The sequence below is a fragment of the Synechococcus sp. TAK9802 genome (assembly GCF_014279535.1).
Taxonomy (GTDB): Bacteria; Cyanobacteriota; Cyanobacteriia; order PCC-6307; family Cyanobiaceae; genus Parasynechococcus.
Window position 1 is genome coordinate 1,183,255 of sequence record NZ_CP047937.1, and the last position, 18,515, is coordinate 1,201,769.

The window sequence follows — 18,515 nt, forward strand, 5'->3', positions numbered from 1 at the left end:
ACGTCAGATGCCCTTGTTGACCAACGCCTGCGCCGCCTCAACGATCTGATGCGGCTGAATGATCGTGAGGTTCTCGAGAGAACCGTTGTAGGGGGTGGGGATGTCCTGACTGGAAAGACGCACAGGCCGGGCATCCAGATCGTCGAAGCACTGTTCGGTGATCAGCGCAATCAACTCGGCCCCGATGCCGCCGGTCTTCATGCATTCCTCCACCACGATCACCTTGTTGGTCTTGCGGATGGAGCGGCTGATCGTCTCCATATCGAAGGGCTTGAGGCTGATCAGATCGATCAGCTCAACGCTCACCCCCTCTGCCTCGAGTTGCTCCACAGCCTTGAGGCAGTGATGACGCATCCGGGAGTAGGTGAGGATCGTCACATCGGTGCCTTCTTTCACCAGATCCGCCTGGTCGAGGGCACAGGTGTAGTCGCCTTCGGGGAGCTCCTCGCTGAGGTTGTAGAGCAGAACGTGCTCGAAGAAGAGCACGGGGTTGTTGTCGCGAATCGCGGCCTTCATCAGGCCTTTGGCATTGGTGGGCGTGCTGCAGGCAACGATCTTGATGCCGGGGACGGCATGGAAGTAGGCCTCCAGCCGTTGGCTGTGCTCAGCGCCAAGCTGACGACCCACACCGCCGGGGCCGCGCACCACGGTGGGAATGGTGAAGTTGCCGCCGCTCGTGTAGCGGAGCATCCCCATGTTGTTGGAGATCTGGTTGAAGGCCAGGAGCAGGAAGCCCATGTTCATGCCCTCAACGATCGGCCGGAGACCGGTCATCGCGGCACCAACCGCCATTCCGGTGAAGCCGTTCTCAGCAATCGGGGTATCGAGCACCCTGAGATCGCCGTATTTCTCCGCCAGATCCTTGGTGACCTTGTAACTACCGCCGTAGTGACCGACGTCCTCCCCCATCACGCAGACGTGGGGGTCTCTCCCCATCTCCTCGTCGATGGCTTCCCGGAGGGCGTTGAAGAGAAGTGTTCCTGCCACGGCGTCACAGTGATCCCGGCCAATCCGGGTGGTGAGGCCAAGCTATCTCAGTCAGCGCAGGGTCAACCGCCCGCCGCGAAGGTGAACAACAACAAAACGGAAAGCAGCATGGCCGGAGACAGCAGCAACGCCAGCTGGCCGAGGTCGTGGGGCGTCATCCAAACCCTGGCAATGAGCGGACGCTAGGCAGGGTTCTGATCGCGAGCCGTAAAGAGACTGCGAAGAAACACCAGGGTCAGGCCAAGGGCCACAAAACCCGTGCTGAAGGTGGCCAGGAAGGACAAACCCACCAGAAGGGTCTTCAGGGTGACGGCGATGTTCTGGGCAATCGGCGAGCTGTAGTGCGGGGGATGAACGGCGAAATACACCACCATCCGCCGACTCAGGCCAAGGGCCAGCCAGGCCAACAGCCCGGCCGTCAGCGCTCCGGAAAAAAAACTCAGCGGACCTTTGCGCGGATCCTGTGGTTCGGGGCTCTCTGGTGTGGGGACATCAGTCATGCCTCGATCCTCACGCCATCGCTGCGAAGGGCGCAAGACCAGGCCTTCAGGCCGGCGCGGTCCAGCTGGGGAGTGAGCTGATCCTGCGCCTGGCGACATGACGCCAGATCGGAGAACAGCGCGAAACAACTGGGTCCTGAACCACTCATGGCCACCGCCAGGCTTTCGGGAACGCTGTTCAACAGATCGAGCGCCGAACGCACCGCAGCTGTTTCAGGAGCAACCACCTCCTGCAGGTCATTGCGCAGTGGAGGTGGCAGCTCGCTGCGCAATGGCTGGAGCCAATCAACGCTGCGCAAGGCTTGCCGGCGTTGTTCAAAAGCCGCCTCGTCAGCGAGGTAGTGGGATTGATTGAGCTCACGGCAACGCTTGTAGGCCCAGGGCGTTGAAACGCTCACCGTGGGGTCTTTGACCAAGAGCACCGCCAGGGGTTGAGGCGTTGGTGGCACTGCTTCCAGTTGTTCGCCTCGCCCGAAACAGAGCTGACATCCTCCGGCCACACAGAAGGGCATGTCTGAACCGAGCTCAGCGGCCATTCGCTCCAGATCCGCGGGGCTGTGGCCCAAGCCCCACAGAGCATTCAGACCAACCAGTGCCGCGGCGCCGTCGCTGGAGCCACCAGCCAGGCCAGCACCGATGGGGATGCGCTTCTCGAGATGAATGGACGCCCCCAATTCACTGAAACCCGAACGGTCCCGCAGCAACTGGGCCGCCCGGAGGATCAGGTTGTCGTCACCGACGCTGAGGCTGGCGTCATCGCAGGTGAGGCTGAGTTGTGCATCAGCGGTGTTCTGAAAGCTCAGGCGATCCGCCAGTTCGATGCTCTGCATCACCATGGCCAGCTCATGGAAACCGTCCGAGCGCAGCCCCAGGACCTCCAGGTGCAGGTTGACTTTGGCCGGGGCCGTCACCGTGATCATGGTGGTTGTTCAGTCGCCCCGATTCAAACCCCTGGCCAGGGCGACCCAGTTGGCGGGCGCGAGTTCCTGGGGGCGTTGCTGCAGGCTGAAACCCGCGGAGGCCGCCAGCTCCTTCAAGCGGTCTGGCTCAGCCACACCCGCCAGGGTGTTGCGCAACATCTTGCGCCGGGCCAGAAACGCTTGCTTCAGCAGCGATTCCACCCGGGCGGCCAGAGCCGGCTCCACCCGCTCCGAGGCCGGCAAGGGCTCCAGGCAGATCACTTCTGATTGCACCTTTGGAGGCGGCTGGAAACAGCGCGGCGGCACCGGACACACCGAACGGCACCGGGCCAGCAGCTGCATGCGCACACTCAGGGCGCTGAAACTGCTGTGGCCGGGTCGGGCACGAATCCGCTCCGCGACTTCCTTCTGCACCAGCAACACAAGCCGTTGGTAGGGCGGATCCACCGGCCGGTCCAGTCGGCCCACCAACCGCTCCATCAGTGGGCCAGTGATGTTGTACGGAATGTTGGCCACCACCTTGTCGGCGATGCGGCCATCACTCAATTCCAGTGGGGCTTCGAGAACATCGCCCTGATGGAGGCTGAACCCAGGCTGAGCCTCAAAACGCTCCTGAAGACCATCCACTAGATCGCGGTCGAGCTCAATCGCATGCACCGCCTTCAGCCCCGCGGTCAGCAGACGCTCGGTTAATGCCCCGCGACCGGGCCCCACCTCCAGCACCCGATCGGTGGACTGCAGGTCAGCAGCCTCGATGATTCGTTGCAGCACGGATTCGTCCCGCAACCAGTGCTGACCAAAACGCTTGCGGGCGTGATGTCCGGAGAAACCCATGGCTTAGGTCCTAGCGTTACAAAACCTCCAAACCTGCTGGTACAACAGGCGAGTTACTGACTCGTAACTGGTGCCAGACACCGCAGCTCGCTCCAGAAAATTCAAAAAACTGCCGACTGGATCTCTGTCCAATGTGGCAGTCAGCCATATGCGGGTCAGCACGCAGGGGCAAACCACCGAGCGGCAGGAGCGTGCGCTTGAGGAGTGGATGGCAGACCATCCCGAGTACGAGCTGCAGGACAAAAGGGTTGATAAGCAGTCAGGTCGCAACCTGAACCGACTGGACTGGTTCATCAACGGCAAATATTCCGACGGCACGGTCTTGATCGTTGAAGACATTGACCGATTCAGCCGCCTTGGCGTCACTGACGGCGTTGACCTGCTGTTTCGTCTCTGGAAAAAGGGCCTAGCCATTGCGGTTGTTGGTGATCCCTTTTACGGCGAAGTCCTCAAGAACTTGGACGACAAGGGTGAGGAAATAATCAAGGAGCTAAATCGCGCGCGTCGGGAAAGCGATCGCAAACGGGACAAGTCCAACGACGCGGTACGGGTCAGCCGAGAGCAGATCAGGCTGGGCAAGTTCACGCACCCGAAATGCCTCTTCAAGCCGAGGGATGGCAAAAAAAAGGTGCATTACGCCTTTTGGCTGGATCTTGATCCAACGCTCAACAACGGTGATGGCGGATTTGTTGAAAACGCAGAGGTCAGGTGGATCAAGAGAGCTTTTGAGCTGGCCCTTCAGCCCGACATGGGTGAGAACAAGATTGCCGACCAGCTCCATTTGGAAGGCTTCCGCAGCAGTCACCCCCAGACCAAAGGCAAGAAGCTGGACGGGCGCACCATCGGCAAGTGGCTGACCAATCGGCAGGTGATTGGTGAATGGCAAGCAACCAAGCCAAAACTGGATGAGTTCGGCAACCGCTTGGGGAAGCAGTACGAGCCCTTTGGGGAGCCTCTAAGCGTCTTCCCCGTAGTCATTGACCCAAAGGACTTTCAGCGGGTGCAAGACCTGCGCCAAGCCCGCAGGACCAATGCAGGGGCTGTAGTCAGTCGTGGGGGGCAGATGCACAGCCTTTTCCAAGACATGCAGTTCTGCGCCCAATGCGGCGGCTACATGCGTTGCAGGCCCGAAGCAGGCGGCAAAAGGACGTTCAGATGCAGCGTTTCGCTGTTGGACAAGAACACCTGCAACGTGAACGGTAAGCGTGTTGGCGTGCCCTACGACGAGGAGAAAATCCTCAACCAGATGGCTGATTCCCGCTGGGAAACCTTCTACAGCCATGAAAAGCACAGTGAGGAGCTGAGGGAGTGGTCAGGCAGGCAAAAGCTCGCCTACGAGGCGATGCAAAAAGCCGAGGACTTGGTCAAAAACCGCAAGGCATCCCGCGCTCACTACTGGGACAAAGGCGAGAAAGTTCCTGACGATCTGGAGGACTCAATCAGCAAGGCTGTGAGCGAGTGGGAAGCCGCACGCGAAGCCTTCAACCGTGCAGAACTCACGGTGCAGCAGATCAACTCACGTCCAACTGGCAAAAAAGCGGCTGAGGCCACCCGCAGACGCGTCAGACAGTTCATTGACATTGATAGGCATCACCCTGACGACGCCACCCGCATCGCAACTCGCAGGGCGTTCAACCAGTGGTTGCAGCAGGAAAGCTTGGTGGTGGTGGTTGACGCGAGAGTCTTGCCACATGATCCGAATCGCGGTTTTTACGAAATCGGCAAGGGAACGATTGAGGTCAAATTCAAGACCCGCAGCCTGAAGCGATTGGACATGCGGCTTGAGGATTTCGCTGCATTTGGCGTGCCGCCTGAGCGGCTTAAGGAGCTGGAGAAGGAATTTGCTGAGCGCGACGCCTACATAGACCAGCAGTTGCGAGAAGCAGCCGAAGCAAAGGCCGAGAAGGAGCGCAACAGGACTCCTGAATCAGAGGCCAAACGCTTGGCAGGGCTGGAGAAGTTCAAGCAGCAGATTGAGGCGCACATTGAACGCAGGGTCGCTGAGCGGGCAGCAAACCCCCAGTCATCCGAATGGCCGCAGCCAGAGAAGGCTTGGCCGCACGTCGACCGTCACGCGTTGAAGCGGGTGATTGTTCAACGCCAAACCAAAGCTCGGGTGCACCAGTCCAAGCGGCCTAAATCGCTGAGTCAGCAGCAGATGCAGCAACAGCAGTAGTCAGCGCCAGATCCTTGCGATGACCCAAGCAAACACTGAGCAGAGAACGGCAAACACCGTCAATGGAATGACCCAAACGACCAAGGTCGTGACGAACGGAGGGGTGCTGTAACTCAGACCCCAGAGCAACGACTTCATGCTTTCACTCCTCACGCACCAGAGGGGCAGGAAGAAAAGCATCGGCACAAACAGAGCCGACAGAAAAGCGGTGACAGCGATTCGCTGTGGTCTGGTCATGCCCAACTGATAGCTATCGGACAGGCGGGGGGCAGCGCCACCAGACAGTTGATGTAGTCGCGATCCATGATCCGTGGCTAATGGTGGAGATGAGACGAGATAGCCGAGGGAACGGCGGTCTTGGCTCGGGGGATCTGCTCGACGGCTGACTAGATCCCCCTGCGCGGAAATAGGGCGGAGCTGGCTTACAGCCATCACGCAGGCAGCAGCAAGCCAGTCCAAGCGGCCTAAATCGCTCAGTCAGCAGCAGATGCAGCAAATGCAGCAGTAGTTGCTGCACATTTGGTAGCTGCCATCGCCTCATCCGAGGGGAGCGCAGCCCACGACAGGGGCAATGTTGTCTTCGGAGGGTTCCTGCAGCCTCCATCCAATGGTTTCTCCAGTGACCGTTGGGCGCTGATCACTGCACTGACTCCCTGAGGCGATGCAGGGAGTCAGATCAGCGTTCTTTCACTTCTCAACCTGCAAGCAGACCTCTTGTCATGGATCCTTTGGTGTTGCCAATCGCTGGCCTAGTTCTTGTCGTGGCTCAAATCATCTATGGGAAGACACCTCAGCACTCAGACTGAGGACCTCATCTGACAGGCGGAGGGCAGCGCCTCCAGCCCGTCTTCTGCATCGTCTGCCAAGCCTCAATCGCGTTGTGCCGCAGCGTCCACCTGCGAGTCATCGGCTCAGGCGGGCGGGGCGGTAATCACTAAACGCTCGCAGACACATTTCCTACGTCGACCGTTTTTTTCTTTTTAGTTTTTTGCTCCGTTGATAAGGAGTGAGATGCGAGCAGCCAAAACTCCAATAGAGAGGCTTGAGTTCGGTCTTCGGCGGGAGGCTTATCGGCTTGCCTACTTCTCGTCCATTGGTCACAGCACGAAAGTTGCCGTCTTGACCGCAAAACTAAAAAAGCTTGAAGAAGACCTACGCAGAGAGAGCGACCAGTTCAGCGATTTAGGTCAGACGGCTTTCCAGTAGTCGCTAGTCAATCAGCAATCTGAGCCAGCTTTATCACGTTCCGCAGCGTCGCCCACTGCAGCTCCGTCCACGGTGGTGGCCCCCATTGCGGCAGGTCCAGATACCCGTTGGCGACCTCAGTCCAGTTACGACTTCCCCTCGGCCAGCTCTCATAGTCCGCACCCCATAGCGGTGAGTTCCCACGGCACTCCGTATGGGTCTGAACGTGCTGCCTCAGTGTTGGCCGACCCTTTGGAGCCACATCTAGATATGTCGCTCTTAGATCGGGTCCTGAGCGCAGATACGCACTTAGTTCGCCTGCTTGCAGCAGCCTCCTAATCGTTGTCGTTGTCCTAAGCCCAAATGGGCACTGGCTTGACGCAGGTTGACGATCGCCATCGCAAAACAAGGTGTGCAATCAAAAAATTCCGCTGCCTAGGCAAACAACGCGCCTTCGGATGACCCACAGCGATTGATCTGAGAAGGACCCAGGCACATTGAGGACAAATCAAGAAGGATGAAGCAAGCCTCAAAAAACCAGCAAATATGCATTTTCGCAAGAAGATGCCTTATCTGCAATGCGACTTATGCCGAATAGCTTCACCAAAAAGTTGCTTGCTCTGACCTTGGCAGGCTTAGGCACGACGTCCTGTTCTTTACTTGAAGATTACCCGCAGAATCCACATATCCAAGAAACATCATCTGAGTCGTACAAAAAATGCGATGAACTCGCCAGCGATATTCTTCAGATTTCATACGACAATGCAGGCGAAAATGGAGGAAGGTTTACCAATTTCATTACGCGATCCAAAGACGGTGCCGCAATTCTCTATCAACTAAATGATGAGAGGGAGTTCATTGTCATATCAGACGACGAGTCAGTCGCTCCAGCCGTTTATGGCTCAGGCTTCATGGGCATGATCGCCATCTCCGCAGCCCAAGAAGCATCGAAAAATTCAGGCAAAACTATTAGCAGATTCATTGGTGAGAATGTCTTGCCGAAAGGCAATGATCCCAGAAAGATCCTCCAAACAAATGAGAGCCTTGCCTGTAAAGTGAAATTCATGGCATTAGGCAGTGAGGAGCCTGGCTTCTACAGAATTAGCGAAGATGATGATGGGTATTACTACGAGCAAACGGAATAATTTTTTGCCCAACGTGACACACGTATTAGTCAAATAAAATCCCGAGGGTTCTGCAGTTCCCTCGGGCAGCACTGCAACGGAGAAGGCAACGGTCGCGGTTATGCGATCGCGTCCTTCATCGCCGCAAACGACTCGGCATGGCGAACTGCAATGTCGATCGTTTGCAGAGCCTGTACACCTGTCGTGCCTTTAGCGAAGTCGGTGTAGGGGTCCACAAGGATCTCCAGCGTCCCGTAGAGGCCGATCAGCAAGTCTGCAAAGTTGCCGTAGATCACAGCGGACAGATCGGTCCCAGAACCCTTTGTGAGGTTTGAGGGGACGTTGTTGCTGACCTCAAAACGCCGCCCCGCAATCTGGGAACGGCCAAGTTCAGTTCCATAAGGGCTGAGGAGGTACTGGCTCTGGGAGTCCTTGGCTTTTGCCAAAACCGCTTCAACCTTGGCGTTCGTAAGGAAACCGCACGTTGCGACATCTGCGTTGTCAACGGCCACCTCCTTTTTGAGATCCAACAGGTTGTCCAATGTTGGGGTAACTCCGTTAGTTCCTCCCGCTACTGCATTAATTCCTGACGTTTGAAGGATTCCGAGCGGTTCATTGCTGCTGCCAGAACCGTTGATTGCTGCTGCGTCAATCGCATCAGCCAACAGGGCAACAAAGTCAGCACGGATGAGCTGCTCAATGTCAAGCGTGGACTGCAGGTCCATCAACCGAGAGAACTTGCTCAGTGCGCCAACGGTTTTCGGGGTCATGGAGACATGCCCAATGGTTCCCGTTGACTCGATCACGCTGTCGCTGTTGTCAGCGCCAAACCAGTAAGCAGTGGCACTGCCAGTGCGCTTCGGAATATCAACGTTGCCGACGAGGCCAGAGATGAAGGTTGCGCCCAAATCGGCTACCGCCAGACGATCACGCAACGCCTCAATGAAGCTGTCGGCAAGCAGTTGGGTCTCAATCAGGTTGCCGCCAGCAGAAGCGGTGCCAGCTGCTGCAAGGCCTGCTGCTCCGCCCAGCCACCGCTGCATTGAGACCCCACCGGCTTGAACCCTCACGTCTTGGTTCAAACCATTCCCCCCTGGAACGGTTCTAGGGTTCGGCTGTGATGGTTCCGATCATGGGCAGACGCTTCACGGCCGTACTGATCTCTCTGGTGGTGTTCACATGCCAGTGGCTGATGCCGGCTCCGGCCCACGCCGCGATGGATGTGGCCAAACAGGTGTTGATCGGTGCCGACTATTCCAACAAGGACCTGCGGGGGGCCACCTTCAACCTCAGCAACCTGCGCGAAGCCAACCTGTCCGGGTCTGATCTGCGGGGAGCCAGCCTCTACGGCGCCAAGCTGCAGGATGCCGACCTCAGCGGCACCGACCTACGCGAAGCCACCCTGGACGCCGCTGTGATGACAGGCACCAACCTTGAGGATGCCGTGCTGGAGGGGGCTTTTGCCTTCAACACCCGCTTCAGCGATGTGTTGATCACGGGGGCCGACTTCACCGACGTTCCCATGCGCGGGGACCAACTCAAAAGCCTCTGCGCCGTTGCCGACGGAACGAATTCCGTCACGGGCCGCAGCACCCGTGAAAGCCTCGGTTGCGCCTGAACCATGAGTTTTGATCCCCGCAGCCTCGAGCGCCTGCGTGAGTTAGGGCGTCAACTCCCTGCACGCCTGCCGGAACCGGAGAAGCCTGCGGCAGCGCCCAAAGCCAGCCAGGTGCGCCATCGCGTTGAAACGGAGAAGAACCCCGAGGAGCTCTTCCGGGAACTGATGAAGGCCAGCCAGGACGGCACCGTTCCTGAGCACCTCATGGACCGCCTCAAACAGTTGGAGGCCCAACGCAAACCATCGGCTCAACCATCGCCGTTCAACAGCAACGACACCACCCCAGCCCTTGCTGCACCAGCGCGCAGCCAGCCCGGACCGGGAAAAAACACCCAGCCGAAACGGCCGAAGGTGAACCCGGGCAGCGAGGAGGAAAGCCTCTACGTGGCTTTCGGGCAGCTGCTGCTCGAGGATGAGGGAGACGACGTTTGAACCCGGCCCGTTGCCGGATTCTTGCGGTGGGCAAAGTGCGTCGTGGCTGGATTCAGGACGGCATTGACCTCTACCTCAAACGCCTGCCTGGGTTGACCATCAGCGAACTGCGCGACAGCAATCCAGACAAGGAAGCCGATGCCATCAGAGCGGCCCTGCGACCCGACGAAACCCTGATTGCACTGATGGAACAGGGCGACACCTTGGCGTCGGTTCCCTTCGCGCGACGTCTCGAGCAATTCGGCAACCAACGGCTGGCCTTCGTGATCGGTGGGGCCGATGGTCTGACGGCTGAGCTCAAGGCACAGGCCAAATGGCGCCTGAGCCTTTCACCGATGACCTTCCCCCACGAACTGGCACGGCTGATGCTCGTGGAACAACTGTTCCGAGCCCAGGCGATTGTTCAAGGCAGCCCTTATCACCGTGCCTAGGGTTCGGCGATGGCCGCTGATCTCTCAGCCACGACCATGCTGCAAATCATCGACAACCTTCTGCCCGCCAGCGCCCTTCAGGACCTACGCGACCTGTGTGACATCCACGGGCGACTCAAGGAGGAACACGACGGTGATGCTCAATTCAGCTGGCGACCCGAAACCGGTTCTCCCCGCTCGATTCACGCAGCGGCTCAGCAAGCCGTCGTCGATCACTACCTCGACGAGGCCCTGCTCCCTCTGGCAACACCGTTCGCACCCCAGCGGGCCGGAGTCGAGTGGTGGTGCAACACCAACAACGATCTCGACTGGCACATCGACAAGGACGAGCTGGAAGGTCGACGCAGCGGCCGTTTCCTGCTTCCGTTGCTGTCCACCGTGTTCTACCCCCACGTGAGCTGCGCTGGCGGCGAACTGCTGGTGGCCGAAAGCCCTCCGATCGAGAACGGATACCAGGGGCCGTCACCCACGTTCCGCTCGGTGATCTCGATCCCACCGGTGGTGAACCGCCTGGTGCTGTTCTCCCCCGGCATCCTGCACCGGATCAACCCGTTCGAAGGCGAGCGCTATTCCGTGGCCGTAAACATCTGGGAGCAAGCGCCCCTCACCACAACGGCTGCAGAGCCACCGGCTTGAATTTTTCGATCGAAACCGTCCAGGCCCGCGGGGAGAAAGCCTGCAATGCCGCTTTGAACGCGGCCGTATCCCCCGTGTTCAACCAGTCCGCCTTGAGCCTGGGCACGTCCTCCGGCAGCCGTTCCATCGGCAGCTCCACCAGCAGCAGGCTGTCGGCGCCAGCCGCACGCTGCAGCACACCCTGATCACTGCGCTGCCACACCCGCAGCAACAGCTCCAGCACCAGTGCATGGCCCAACGCCTCCGGGGCCCCACCCTGCGGAGCCACCTCTTTCTGAGACCGTCCCCCCAGGGGCAGGGCGCGCCGGCCCTGCTGATCGATCAGCGCCATGGCCACGAGGTAAGGGGAGTCAGCCAACACCAGATGTCGAAGGCCACCATCCTCACCGGATCCGCCCCACAGCGAACAGTACATGCGTACTATTTAGTCAGTTGTCGCTGCTGCCGTGGAGCTCCAACACAGACCGCTTCCTCTGCAGCCCAAGCGCAGTCGACTCACGCTGCCCCTGGCCGGGGAACGGGTCGCCGCAGGCTTCCCGTCCCCCGCCGATGACTACGTCGACGTGGGGATCGACCTCAATGAACAGCTGATCCGGCATCCCACCAGCACCTTTTTCCTGCATGTGAGCGGCGAATCGATGACCGACGCCGGCATCCACGACGGCGATCTTCTGGTGGTCGATCGCAGCCTCGACCCGCGTCCGGGCCAGGTGGTTGTGGCGGTGCTCGACGGTGCCTTCACCCTCAAACGCCTGATGCGTCATCGCGGCCGGTTGCGCCTGGAAGCCGCCCATCCGGACTATCCGCCACTGGAGCTTCACCGCTGCGGCGAAGTGCAGATCTGGGGTGTCGCCATCCACGTGATCCATCCGCTCTGAAGCGACATCACCATGCCTCAGGCCACGGCCCTGATCGATGGAAACAACTTCTATGCCTCCTGCGAACAGAGCCTGGATCCGGCTCTGATCGGTCACCCCGTGGTGGTGCTGTCCAACAACGACGGCTGCATCGTTGCGCGCAGTGCCGAAGCCCGTGCCCTCGGCATCCGCATGGGGACGCCGTACTTCAAGGCGCGCCGGGAGCTGGAACGGCACAACGTGGTGGTGCGCAGTTCGAACTACGCCCTTTATGCCGACATGAGCCAGCGGATGATGAGCCTGCTGGAGGCCCACTGTGAAGAGCTGGAGGTGTATTCGATTGACGAGGCCTTCGGGAGAATTCGTCGTCCCCGCGATGGCGACCTGCAGGGTTGGGCCCGCCAGCTGCGGGCACGGGCACGGCAGAACCTTGGCCTACCGATCGCCATCGGCTTAGGGGCCAGCAAGGCCCAGGCCAAGCTGGCCAATCGCCTGGCCAAACAGACCCCAGACCATGCCGGGATGTTCGACCTCGGCCAGTGCGACAACCCCGATCGCTGGCTGGAAACCATTGCGATCGAGGATGTCTGGGGCATCGGTCGACAACTGGCCCATTGGTGTCGCCTGCGGGGCGTCAGCAACGCACGACACCTCCGGGACATGCCGAGCGGTGAACTGCGCGCCAAATGCGGCGTGGTGGGTCTGCGGCTGCAACGGGAGCTGCGGGGCCATGCCTGCCTGCCGCTGGAGCTGGCACCAGCACCGAAGCAAGAAACCTGCGTGAGTCGCAGTTTCAGCCGACCCATCACCAGCCAGGAAGAGCTGCACCAGGCCATCGCCACCTATGTGGTGCGCGCCGCCGAGAAATTGCGCAGGCAACGGCAACGGGCAGCAGCGCTCACCATCTACACCCGCACCAGCCCGTTCGCTCCTGGGTTTTACAGCCAAGCCGCCAGCACGCAGCTGGACCTACCGAGCAATGACACAGCCGTGCTGCTGGAGGCGGCACGCCCCTTGGTGGCACGGATCTTTCGCCCCCACCGTCCACTGGCCAAGGCCGGCGTGCTGATGCAGCACCTGCAGAGCCACGACATCCTGCAGACCCATCTGATGGTGCCGATGAGTGAGGAACAGCAGCAGAAACGGGAGTGCCTGATGCAGACCATCGACCGGATCAATCGGCGTTACGGGCGTGGAACCCTGCAATGGGCCGGTTGCGGACTGCAGCCCAGCTGGTTGATGCGGCGTGAGCAACTCAGCCGCGCCGCCACCACCCGTCTGCAGGATCTACCGGTGGTGAAGGCCTGACCCACAGCGTTGATCCAGGCCTCAAACCTCCTGCAGCAGCTGGATGACCTGCTCACGGGTGCTGAGCAGCAAGACCATCCGCTCGCCGTGGGCGTTGAGACCCGTCTGCTCCCGCACCAGATCGGTGCTGGCCAACGCCAGTCCTCCGGTTTCAGTGAACAGCACCGGCAGGGTGCCCTGGTGCCCTCGCATGCCCTGCAGATCCAGCGCCTGACGAACAGCCCGCTGAGCCTTCTCGGAACCCAGACGCTCCACGAAGGCCGGCCAGAGGTGGTTGACCGGATCGAGCGCGGCGAAATCCAGCTGCGAATCAGTCATCAGGACGGCAACAACGCAAGGGCTTCGCTGATCATCTGCGGGGTGACGGCAATGCGCTCAAGCGGATCAGCATTGTCGAGGTAGGCGTCAAACGAGGCGAAGCGCTCGATCACAGGGTCGGCCCCCTCGGCGGCGCAAGCCTCAACCCAATCCCCCTCCTCCGGCTTCACCGCGACGTAGGCCTGCAGCGCTTCCTCGAGATCACCGCCGTCGCCGACGCCCTCACCGTGCCAGATCGCTTCGAAGAATTCAGACATCTTCAACTCGAGGAACAGATCCTGATGCAGTTTGCCCAGACCAGCGGCCCATGGCTCAGGCGGCCGGGGGAACGGTGTAACTGGCGCAACGTTGCTGATCCAGATGGCCGATGTGTTTTCGCTCGGTGTAATACAACTCCTGGTAGCGCAGCGCATCACGGTTGAGGTCATCGAAGAGGGCCTGAATCCGCACCTCCATGTCCACGGAGGCCTGATCTGACGAAGCCTCCTGATCAATCAGAACAGCGATGCAGGATTCCAGGGTTTGGAGACGCTGGCCACCCCAGGCCTCCAAAAGGTGCCGGCAGCGCTTCAAGCTTTTCTGACGCTCCAGCAGGGCAGCAATGCCCCGCAGCTGCTCCAGGGGCTCCGCCAGGGCAACACGCTGCAATTCACCTGGCTCCAAAAGGGGCGTCAGGCGGGACACCAGCGCACTGCTCTCCAGCAAGAGCTGATCGGTGAGCAAGCGGGGCAGATCGATGAGATCCAGACCCTCACCGTCGTCGTCGCAACGGCTGATCAACTCCATGCGCCCCTCACCCAGGTTGGTCTCCTCGAGATCTGTAATGGCCGCCCAGAGATGGCGGTGATGGGGAATGGCGAAATCCTCCAGTTCGCGTTTGCGCAGTTCCTGGCGAATCGTGGCCCGATGGCGGGGGCAATGCAGATACAGCCGCAGCAGATCGGCCTCACAGCGCTCCCGCTGTCCGGATTCACCGGGCTGCTCGTGACGGCTGGAGCGCCCATGCCAACGCTGGCCCTTCACCTGCTGCCGCAGGTCGTCCTCGAGCTGAAGCGCCAGGCGTCCCTGGCCACCACTGAGGCGCTCCGCCACCCGTTGGAGGTAGTGGGTGCGCACGGCGGACTGGGGCAGTTTGCCCAGCAGCCCCACCAGGGCAGTGACCGCCTGTTGGAACTGGTCGGCCCGGCTGAGATCGCGCTCCTCCAGCACCTGCTCGATCTGCCAATCCAGCCAGAGGGGGGCCTGATCGAGCAGAGCGCGGTAATCGCCGGCCCCGTTCTGTTTGAGGAACTCATCGGGGTCCTTGCCTGAAGGAAGGTGCAGAACCCGCAGCTCCAGCTGACCCTGCATCGCCAGCTGCTCAACCTCGCCGATGGCCCGATTGGCTGCACGGACACCGGCGCCGTCGGCGTCGAAATTCAGAACGATCCGCTTGCTGTCGCTGACGCGGCACAACTGGGTGATCTGCTGACTGCTCAGGGCCGTGCCAAGGGAGGCCACAGCGTTGGTGATGCCGGCGGCATGCAGGGCAATCACATCGAAGTAGCCCTCCACCACCACTGCCCTGTCGTCCTTGCGGATGGCATTGGAGGCCTTGTCGAGACCGAACAGATGCTTCCCCTTCTCGAACACTTCGGTCTCGGGGGAGTTGAGGTATTTCGGTTCGCTGCCATCAAGGCTGCGTCCCCCGAAACCGATCACCCGGCCCTGACGGTCATGGATTGGCACCATGACCCGATGGCGGAAGCGGTCATAGAACCCGTTGCCGCCCTTGCGGGGAACCACCAGCCCAGCAGCCTCGAGGAGCTCAGGCGCCAGCCCCTCAACCTGTTGGAGATGCTTCAGCAGACCATCCCACTGATCCGGCGCGTAGCCGAGTTGGAAGGTCTCCTGGGTGGCGGGGCTCAACCCTCTGGCCTCACTGAGGTACTTGAGGGCCTCTGCGCCAGCAGGCGCCATCAACTGGCTGCGAAACCAACCGGCAGCGAGGGCCAGGGCCCGTTGCAGCTTGTCCCTGCGGGATAACTGTTGCCGCAGCCGTTCCTGCTGCGGACCATCCACCGTCTCGATCGGCAGCTGATAACGCCGCGCCAGATCCAGCACCACATCGCTGAAACTCTGGCGCTGGAACTCCATCAGGAACTTGATGGAGTTGCCGCCAGCACCACAGGAGAAGCAGTAGTAGAACTGCTTTGCGGGCGACACCGTCATCGACGGTTTGCTGTCGTCATGGAACGGACAGATCCCGACGAATTCCCGTCCCTTCTTCTTGAGCACCACGTGCTCGCCCACCACATCAACGATGTCGGCCCGTTCCTTGACGGCCTCGATCGTTCTTGGGTGCAGGCGGGCGTTCACCATCGGTCCATTCTGCGAAGTCGCAGGGTTCCGTGCACCCCGTCATCCGAACAGCCATGGCCGAACCGCAGACCCCACAGCCCTGGTGGAACCGGGACTCGGTGCAGGGCAGCCGTGCCCTGATCCTGAGTTCCCTGGCTTTCAGCCTGATGACGGTGTGCGTCAAGCAACTGAACAGTCGGCTTCCGGTGGCGGAAATCGTGTTGTGCCGGGCCCTTATCAGCATCGTTCTGACCGCTGTGGGCCTGCGCCTGGCCGGGGTCTCCCCGTGGGGCCAGCGACGGGGGCTGCTGGTGGCGCGGGGGGTGCTGGGCAGCTTGGCCCTGCTCTGCTTCTTCGAAGCGATTGACCAGCTGCCGCTCGCTTCAGCGACGGTGCTCCAGTACACCTACCCCACCTTCACCGCCGTGGCAGCGCTGTTGCTGCTGGGCGAGCCCCTGCGCCGACGCATCAGTGCGGCGGTTCTGCTGGGCTGGATCGGCGTCACCCTCGTGGTGCAACCGCAGTGGCTCACGGGAACAGCCCAACCTGCGCAACTGATCCCTGCCCTGATCGGCATTGGTGGCGCTCTGATGACCGCCCTGGCCTACGTGAGTGTGCGGCGGCTGTCGCAAACCGAGCACCCCTTGGTGATCATCCTCTATTTCCCGATAATCTCAGTTCCCCTGACCCTGCCCTGGGTGCTGCAACAAGGGGTCTGGCCCCAAGGCATCGAATGGTTCTGGCTCCTGGGGGTCGGAGTGATGACCCAGCTGGGCCAGATCTGGGTGACCGAGGGCCTGCGCTGCCTGCCCGCCGCCCGAGCCACATCGATCAACTACGTGCAGGTGGTCTTTGCCGCAGGCTGGGGCTGGCTGTGGTTTGCCGAATCGATCAATGCCTGGCAAGTGGGCGGCGGGATGCTGGTGCTGGCCGCCACCCTGATCAGCCTGTCGGCGCGACGTTAGAGCTCAGGCTTTGTCCAAACCCAGGGGGTACGTCAGCCAGGCCTGGCGGTCGTCGGATCCGCCTTTGGGTCTGGCCAGGCGCCAGCTCTGACCACGGGAGCCCCGCTGCAGAAACAGTTCAAACGGGCTATCCACCTGCACACGGTCGCCGGGCAGCTGCCAGTCGAAGCGGCCTGAAATCCTGAGGCCCTGCTCGTCACCCAGGGCAAAACTTTCCTGGTCCTCCACCCGCACCCGACTCACGCTTGGGGCGATGGGCATTGGGGTGAGATCGAGGGAGCTGGCAATGGCCGACTGAGTGAGCTGAATCTGCAGGGCCAGCGCTTCATTCAGGAGAGCCCGTGGCGGCTGAGATCCGTTGCATGCCGTCAGTGAAACCACGACCGATAGAACGCACAGCACCTGAAGCAAACGGCGCACAACGCGCTTGAAAGCAGAGACAGGCAATGACAGCTGCGGCAACATGACGCGGTTGAAACCTCTCCCCATGATCGGCTGGCTGCAGGGACGACCGATGGAGTGCTGGACTCAAGCCAACCGTAGCGGCGTTCTGCTGCTCTGCGGTGGGGTCGGATATGAGGTGCACCTGACCGAGCGGCATCAGCAGAACCTTCCGGCGGATGGCGACCTGAACCTATGGATTCATCAGGTGCAGCGGGAAGACGGCAGCAGCCTCTACGGCTTTCCCCTGCGCCAGGAGCGGGATCTGTTCCGGCTGCTGATCAGCGTCAGCGGTGTGGGCCCCCAGGCCGGTCTGGCGCTAATGCAGGAATGCAAGCCCCAGGAGCTGGTGGAAGCGATCAGCAGCGGTGATCTGCGTCGCCTCTGCAAGGCGCAGGGCATCGGCAAACGCACTGCTGAGCGTCTGGCGGTGGAACTCAGGGCCTCGATTGCGGCCTTCGCGGGCGTGGATCCCGCCCCATCGCTGGCGGAAGGCGTCAGCTCGGAGCAGATGCCGGCAAGCGGTGCCGACGTGGAAGCGACCCTCTCGATGCTGGGTTACGACGATCTGGAAATCCGTCGAGCCATCCGTGCGATCGCTGAGGGCGCCGATGGCCAACCGCCTGCTGGTGACGACCAAGACGCCTGGCTGCGGGGCTGCCTGCAATGGCTGAGCCGCGAATCGGCCTGAGCCGCCCCACGCGAAGGTAAGCTGGTTGTTTGCACTGACAGGGCCGCCCCCCGCGCATGTCGCTTGATACCACCGAGAAGCAGCAGCTGATCAACACCCACCAGACCCACGGCACCGACACCGGTTCTGCAGAGGTCCAGGTGGCCATGCTGAGTGAGCGGATCAACCGTCTCAGCAGCCACCTGCAGAACAACATCCATGACTTCTCCTCACGCCAGGGGCTGCTCAAGATGATTGGCCGCCGCAAGCGCCTGCTGAGCTACATGCGCAGCAAGAGCGAGCAACGCTACGCCGACACGATCGCCAAACTGGGCATCCGCGGCTGATCGACGTCCCCCATGCCTGAGCAACGCAACGCCCTCCCCTTTGAGCCCAAAGGGTCTGGGAAGGGAAGCAAGCCTGCTTCAGGGACGCCTCGGCAGGAAGCCATTCCTCGCTACGTGGCCGATCGGATGGCTCGCCGGGTTGCTGTGTTCACAGGACTCCCGTCCCTCGCTGGGATGGGAGTTTTTGTTGGCAGTTATTTCGTCGTCACCCGTGGCATCGCCGATATCGCTCCAGGGCTCACGCTGACGGGCTCGGGCCTGTTTTTCCTCCTGGGCCTGGTGGGCCTCAGCGTTGGCGTGTTGACCGCCAGCTGGGATCCCGAACCGGGTTCTCTGCTCGGCTTCGAGAACTTCAAGCCGAACATTCAGCGGATGAAGGAGTCGATCCGGGCCCAGAAGCAGCAACAAAAGCAATCGAAGTCCTGA

Annotated in this window: 23 protein-coding genes; 12 read left to right on the top strand and 11 right to left on the bottom strand. The window is 60.9% G+C overall.

Features of this window, described 5'->3' with window-relative positions; translation table 11 throughout:
* Positions 1 to 3 precede the first annotated feature (3 nt).
* The 4 genes from SynTAK9802_RS06845 to rsmA form a co-directional block, all read right to left on the bottom strand.
* Positions 4 to 987: a pyruvate dehydrogenase complex E1 component subunit beta gene (locus SynTAK9802_RS06845; RefSeq protein ID WP_011364166.1), complete on the bottom strand. Its 984-nt coding sequence runs from the start codon at positions 985 to 987 to the stop codon at positions 4 to 6.
* A 182-nt stretch (positions 988 to 1,169) separates the two neighbouring features.
* Positions 1,170 to 1,487 (bottom strand): DUF3082 domain-containing protein, encoded by a 318-nt coding sequence (locus tag SynTAK9802_RS06850; RefSeq protein WP_186495526.1) that lies wholly within the window; start codon positions 1,485 to 1,487, stop codon positions 1,170 to 1,172.
* Positions 1,484 to 2,407 carry a 4-(cytidine 5'-diphospho)-2-C-methyl-D-erythritol kinase gene (gene ispE, locus SynTAK9802_RS06855; protein ID WP_186495527.1) on the bottom strand — a complete coding sequence of 308 codons (924 nt, stop codon included), beginning with the start codon at positions 2,405 to 2,407 and terminating at the stop codon, positions 1,484 to 1,486. Before ispE ends, SynTAK9802_RS06850 begins: the two co-directional genes overlap by 4 nt.
* A gap of 9 nt (positions 2,408 to 2,416) precedes the next feature.
* Entirely contained in the window at positions 2,417 to 3,241 is an 825-nt protein-coding gene (gene rsmA / locus SynTAK9802_RS06860) for a 16S rRNA (adenine(1518)-N(6)/adenine(1519)-N(6))-dimethyltransferase RsmA (RefSeq protein WP_186495528.1), read from the bottom strand.
* Between the two features lie 148 nt (positions 3,242 to 3,389).
* On the opposite strand from rsmA, the gene SynTAK9802_RS06865 reads away from it, so the two are divergent.
* Positions 3,390 to 5,417: a recombinase family protein gene (locus tag SynTAK9802_RS06865; protein WP_186495529.1), complete on the top strand. Its 2,028-nt coding sequence runs from the start codon at positions 3,390 to 3,392 to the stop codon at positions 5,415 to 5,417.
* An 811-nt stretch (positions 5,418 to 6,228) separates the two neighbouring features.
* On the opposite strand, the gene SynTAK9802_RS06870 is transcribed toward SynTAK9802_RS06865, so the two are convergent.
* Positions 6,229 to 6,324: a DUF1651 domain-containing protein gene (locus SynTAK9802_RS06870; RefSeq protein ID WP_186495530.1), complete on the bottom strand. Its 96-nt coding sequence runs from the start codon at positions 6,322 to 6,324 to the stop codon at positions 6,229 to 6,231.
* Positions 6,325 to 7,189: 865 nt separating this feature from the next.
* Between SynTAK9802_RS06870 and SynTAK9802_RS06875 the strand changes: the two genes are divergently transcribed.
* The gene (locus SynTAK9802_RS06875) at positions 7,190 to 7,747 is read left to right on the top strand and encodes a hypothetical protein (RefSeq protein WP_186495531.1); all 558 of its coding nucleotides are present in this window, start codon (positions 7,190 to 7,192) and stop codon (positions 7,745 to 7,747) included.
* A gap of 98 nt (positions 7,748 to 7,845) precedes the next feature.
* On the opposite strand, the gene SynTAK9802_RS06880 is transcribed toward SynTAK9802_RS06875, so the two are convergent.
* The gene (locus SynTAK9802_RS06880) at positions 7,846 to 8,769 is read right to left on the bottom strand and encodes a phage major capsid protein (protein ID WP_186495532.1); all 924 of its coding nucleotides are present in this window, start codon (positions 8,767 to 8,769) and stop codon (positions 7,846 to 7,848) included.
* 77 nt (positions 8,770 to 8,846) lie between these two features.
* Between SynTAK9802_RS06880 and SynTAK9802_RS06885 the strand changes: the two genes are divergently transcribed.
* From SynTAK9802_RS06885 to SynTAK9802_RS06900, 4 genes are read left to right on the top strand one after another with little or no spacing between them, the layout of a single operon-like run.
* On the top strand, positions 8,847 to 9,344 hold the full coding sequence (locus tag SynTAK9802_RS06885) for a pentapeptide repeat-containing protein (RefSeq protein ID WP_286863816.1): 498 nt from the start codon (positions 8,847 to 8,849) through the stop codon (positions 9,342 to 9,344).
* Between the two features lie 3 nt (positions 9,345 to 9,347).
* Positions 9,348 to 9,776 (top strand): hypothetical protein, encoded by a 429-nt coding sequence (locus SynTAK9802_RS06890; RefSeq protein ID WP_186495533.1) that lies wholly within the window; start codon positions 9,348 to 9,350, stop codon positions 9,774 to 9,776.
* Positions 9,773 to 10,207, top strand: a complete 435-nt coding sequence (locus tag SynTAK9802_RS06895) for a 23S rRNA (pseudouridine(1915)-N(3))-methyltransferase RlmH (RefSeq protein ID WP_115082171.1) — start codon at positions 9,773 to 9,775, stop codon at positions 10,205 to 10,207. The genes SynTAK9802_RS06890 and SynTAK9802_RS06895 overlap by 4 nt, the downstream gene beginning before the upstream one ends.
* A gap of 9 nt (positions 10,208 to 10,216) precedes the next feature.
* Positions 10,217 to 10,843, top strand: a complete 627-nt coding sequence (locus SynTAK9802_RS06900) for a 2OG-Fe(II) oxygenase (RefSeq protein ID WP_255487705.1) — start codon at positions 10,217 to 10,219, stop codon at positions 10,841 to 10,843.
* On the opposite strand, the gene SynTAK9802_RS06905 is transcribed toward SynTAK9802_RS06900, so the two are convergent.
* On the bottom strand, positions 10,812 to 11,201 hold the full coding sequence (locus SynTAK9802_RS06905) for a hypothetical protein (protein WP_255487706.1): 390 nt from the start codon (positions 11,199 to 11,201) through the stop codon (positions 10,812 to 10,814). The two genes, SynTAK9802_RS06900 and SynTAK9802_RS06905, sit on opposite strands and share 32 nt — an antisense overlap.
* 88 nt (positions 11,202 to 11,289) lie before the next feature.
* Here SynTAK9802_RS06905 and SynTAK9802_RS06910 point away from each other — a divergent pair, with 88 nt between their 5' ends.
* The gene (locus SynTAK9802_RS06910) at positions 11,290 to 11,721 is read left to right on the top strand and encodes a LexA family transcriptional regulator (protein ID WP_006850817.1); all 432 of its coding nucleotides are present in this window, start codon (positions 11,290 to 11,292) and stop codon (positions 11,719 to 11,721) included.
* Positions 11,722 to 11,733: 12 nt separating this feature from the next.
* Positions 11,734 to 13,008, top strand: coding sequence for a Y-family DNA polymerase (locus SynTAK9802_RS06915; RefSeq protein WP_115008927.1), 1,275 nt, complete (start codon positions 11,734 to 11,736; stop codon positions 13,006 to 13,008).
* Between the two features lie 21 nt (positions 13,009 to 13,029).
* Here SynTAK9802_RS06915 and SynTAK9802_RS06920 read toward each other — a convergent pair whose 3' ends face one another.
* The 3 genes from SynTAK9802_RS06920 to dnaG are packed head-to-tail and all read right to left on the bottom strand — an operon-like array spanning position 13,030 to position 15,687.
* Positions 13,030 to 13,326, bottom strand: a complete 297-nt coding sequence (locus SynTAK9802_RS06920; RefSeq protein ID WP_006851716.1) for a hypothetical protein — start codon at positions 13,324 to 13,326, stop codon at positions 13,030 to 13,032.
* Positions 13,326 to 13,583 (bottom strand): hypothetical protein, encoded by a 258-nt coding sequence (locus SynTAK9802_RS06925; protein ID WP_115132806.1) that lies wholly within the window; start codon positions 13,581 to 13,583, stop codon positions 13,326 to 13,328. The genes SynTAK9802_RS06920 and SynTAK9802_RS06925 overlap by 1 nt, the downstream gene beginning before the upstream one ends.
* Positions 13,584 to 13,638: 55 nt before the next feature.
* Positions 13,639 to 15,687: a DNA primase gene (gene dnaG / locus SynTAK9802_RS06930; protein WP_186495535.1), complete on the bottom strand. Its 2,049-nt coding sequence runs from the start codon at positions 15,685 to 15,687 to the stop codon at positions 13,639 to 13,641.
* Positions 15,688 to 15,740: 53 nt separating this feature from the next.
* On the opposite strand from dnaG, the gene SynTAK9802_RS06935 reads away from it, so the two are divergent.
* Positions 15,741 to 16,631: a DMT family transporter gene (locus SynTAK9802_RS06935; RefSeq protein WP_186495536.1), complete on the top strand. Its 891-nt coding sequence runs from the start codon at positions 15,741 to 15,743 to the stop codon at positions 16,629 to 16,631.
* Positions 16,632 to 16,634: 3 nt separating this feature from the next.
* Here SynTAK9802_RS06935 and SynTAK9802_RS06940 read toward each other — a convergent pair whose 3' ends face one another.
* The gene (locus SynTAK9802_RS06940) at positions 16,635 to 17,096 is read right to left on the bottom strand and encodes a hypothetical protein (protein ID WP_186495537.1); all 462 of its coding nucleotides are present in this window, start codon (positions 17,094 to 17,096) and stop codon (positions 16,635 to 16,637) included.
* 22 nt (positions 17,097 to 17,118) lie between these two features.
* On the opposite strand from SynTAK9802_RS06940, the gene ruvA reads away from it, so the two are divergent.
* The 3 genes from ruvA to SynTAK9802_RS06955 are packed head-to-tail and all read left to right on the top strand — an operon-like array spanning position 17,119 to position 18,515.
* Positions 17,119 to 17,763, top strand: coding sequence for a Holliday junction branch migration protein RuvA (gene ruvA, locus SynTAK9802_RS06945; protein ID WP_186498077.1), 645 nt, complete (start codon positions 17,119 to 17,121; stop codon positions 17,761 to 17,763).
* Positions 17,764 to 17,819: 56 nt separating this feature from the next.
* Positions 17,820 to 18,089: a 30S ribosomal protein S15 gene (gene rpsO / locus SynTAK9802_RS06950; protein WP_006851408.1), complete on the top strand. Its 270-nt coding sequence runs from the start codon at positions 17,820 to 17,822 to the stop codon at positions 18,087 to 18,089.
* Positions 18,090 to 18,101: 12 nt separating this feature from the next.
* Positions 18,102 to 18,515 carry a PAM68 family protein gene (locus SynTAK9802_RS06955; RefSeq protein WP_186495538.1) on the top strand — a complete coding sequence of 138 codons (414 nt, stop codon included), beginning with the start codon at positions 18,102 to 18,104 and terminating at the stop codon, positions 18,513 to 18,515.

Coding starts and splice junctions, on each gene's coding strand:
- SynTAK9802_RS06875 (WP_186495531.1), top strand. CDS start 7,190: ATGCCGAATAGCTTCACCAAAAAGTTGCTTGCTCTGACCTTGGCAGGC.
- SynTAK9802_RS06935 (WP_186495536.1), top strand. CDS start 15,741: ATGGCCGAACCGCAGACCCCACAGCCCTGGTGGAACCGGGACTCGGTG.
- SynTAK9802_RS06870 (WP_186495530.1), bottom strand. CDS start 6,324: ATGACTCGCAGGTGGACGCTGCGGCACAACGCGATTGAGGCTTGGCAG.
- SynTAK9802_RS06900 (WP_255487705.1), top strand. CDS start 10,217: ATGGCCGCTGATCTCTCAGCCACGACCATGCTGCAAATCATCGACAAC.
- SynTAK9802_RS06850 (WP_186495526.1), bottom strand. CDS start 1,487: ATGACTGATGTCCCCACACCAGAGAGCCCCGAACCACAGGATCCGCGC.
- SynTAK9802_RS06890 (WP_186495533.1), top strand. CDS start 9,348: ATGAGTTTTGATCCCCGCAGCCTCGAGCGCCTGCGTGAGTTAGGGCGT.
- SynTAK9802_RS06920 (WP_006851716.1), bottom strand. CDS start 13,326: ATGACTGATTCGCAGCTGGATTTCGCCGCGCTCGATCCGGTCAACCAC.
- SynTAK9802_RS06865 (WP_186495529.1), top strand. CDS start 3,390: ATGCGGGTCAGCACGCAGGGGCAAACCACCGAGCGGCAGGAGCGTGCG.
- SynTAK9802_RS06940 (WP_186495537.1), bottom strand. CDS start 17,096: ATGTTGCCGCAGCTGTCATTGCCTGTCTCTGCTTTCAAGCGCGTTGTG.
- SynTAK9802_RS06915 (WP_115008927.1), top strand. CDS start 11,734: ATGCCTCAGGCCACGGCCCTGATCGATGGAAACAACTTCTATGCCTCC.
- ispE (WP_186495527.1), bottom strand. CDS start 2,407: ATGATCACGGTGACGGCCCCGGCCAAAGTCAACCTGCACCTGGAGGTC.
- SynTAK9802_RS06925 (WP_115132806.1), bottom strand. CDS start 13,583: ATGTCTGAATTCTTCGAAGCGATCTGGCACGGTGAGGGCGTCGGCGAC.
- dnaG (WP_186495535.1), bottom strand. CDS start 15,687: ATGGTGAACGCCCGCCTGCACCCAAGAACGATCGAGGCCGTCAAGGAA.
- SynTAK9802_RS06885 (WP_286863816.1), top strand. CDS start 8,847: ATGGTTCCGATCATGGGCAGACGCTTCACGGCCGTACTGATCTCTCTG.
- SynTAK9802_RS06880 (WP_186495532.1), bottom strand. CDS start 8,769: ATGCAGCGGTGGCTGGGCGGAGCAGCAGGCCTTGCAGCAGCTGGCACC.
- ruvA (WP_186498077.1), top strand. CDS start 17,119: ATGATCGGCTGGCTGCAGGGACGACCGATGGAGTGCTGGACTCAAGCC.
- rsmA (WP_186495528.1), bottom strand. CDS start 3,241: ATGGGTTTCTCCGGACATCACGCCCGCAAGCGTTTTGGTCAGCACTGG.
- SynTAK9802_RS06955 (WP_186495538.1), top strand. CDS start 18,102: ATGCCTGAGCAACGCAACGCCCTCCCCTTTGAGCCCAAAGGGTCTGGG.
- rpsO (WP_006851408.1), top strand. CDS start 17,820: ATGTCGCTTGATACCACCGAGAAGCAGCAGCTGATCAACACCCACCAG.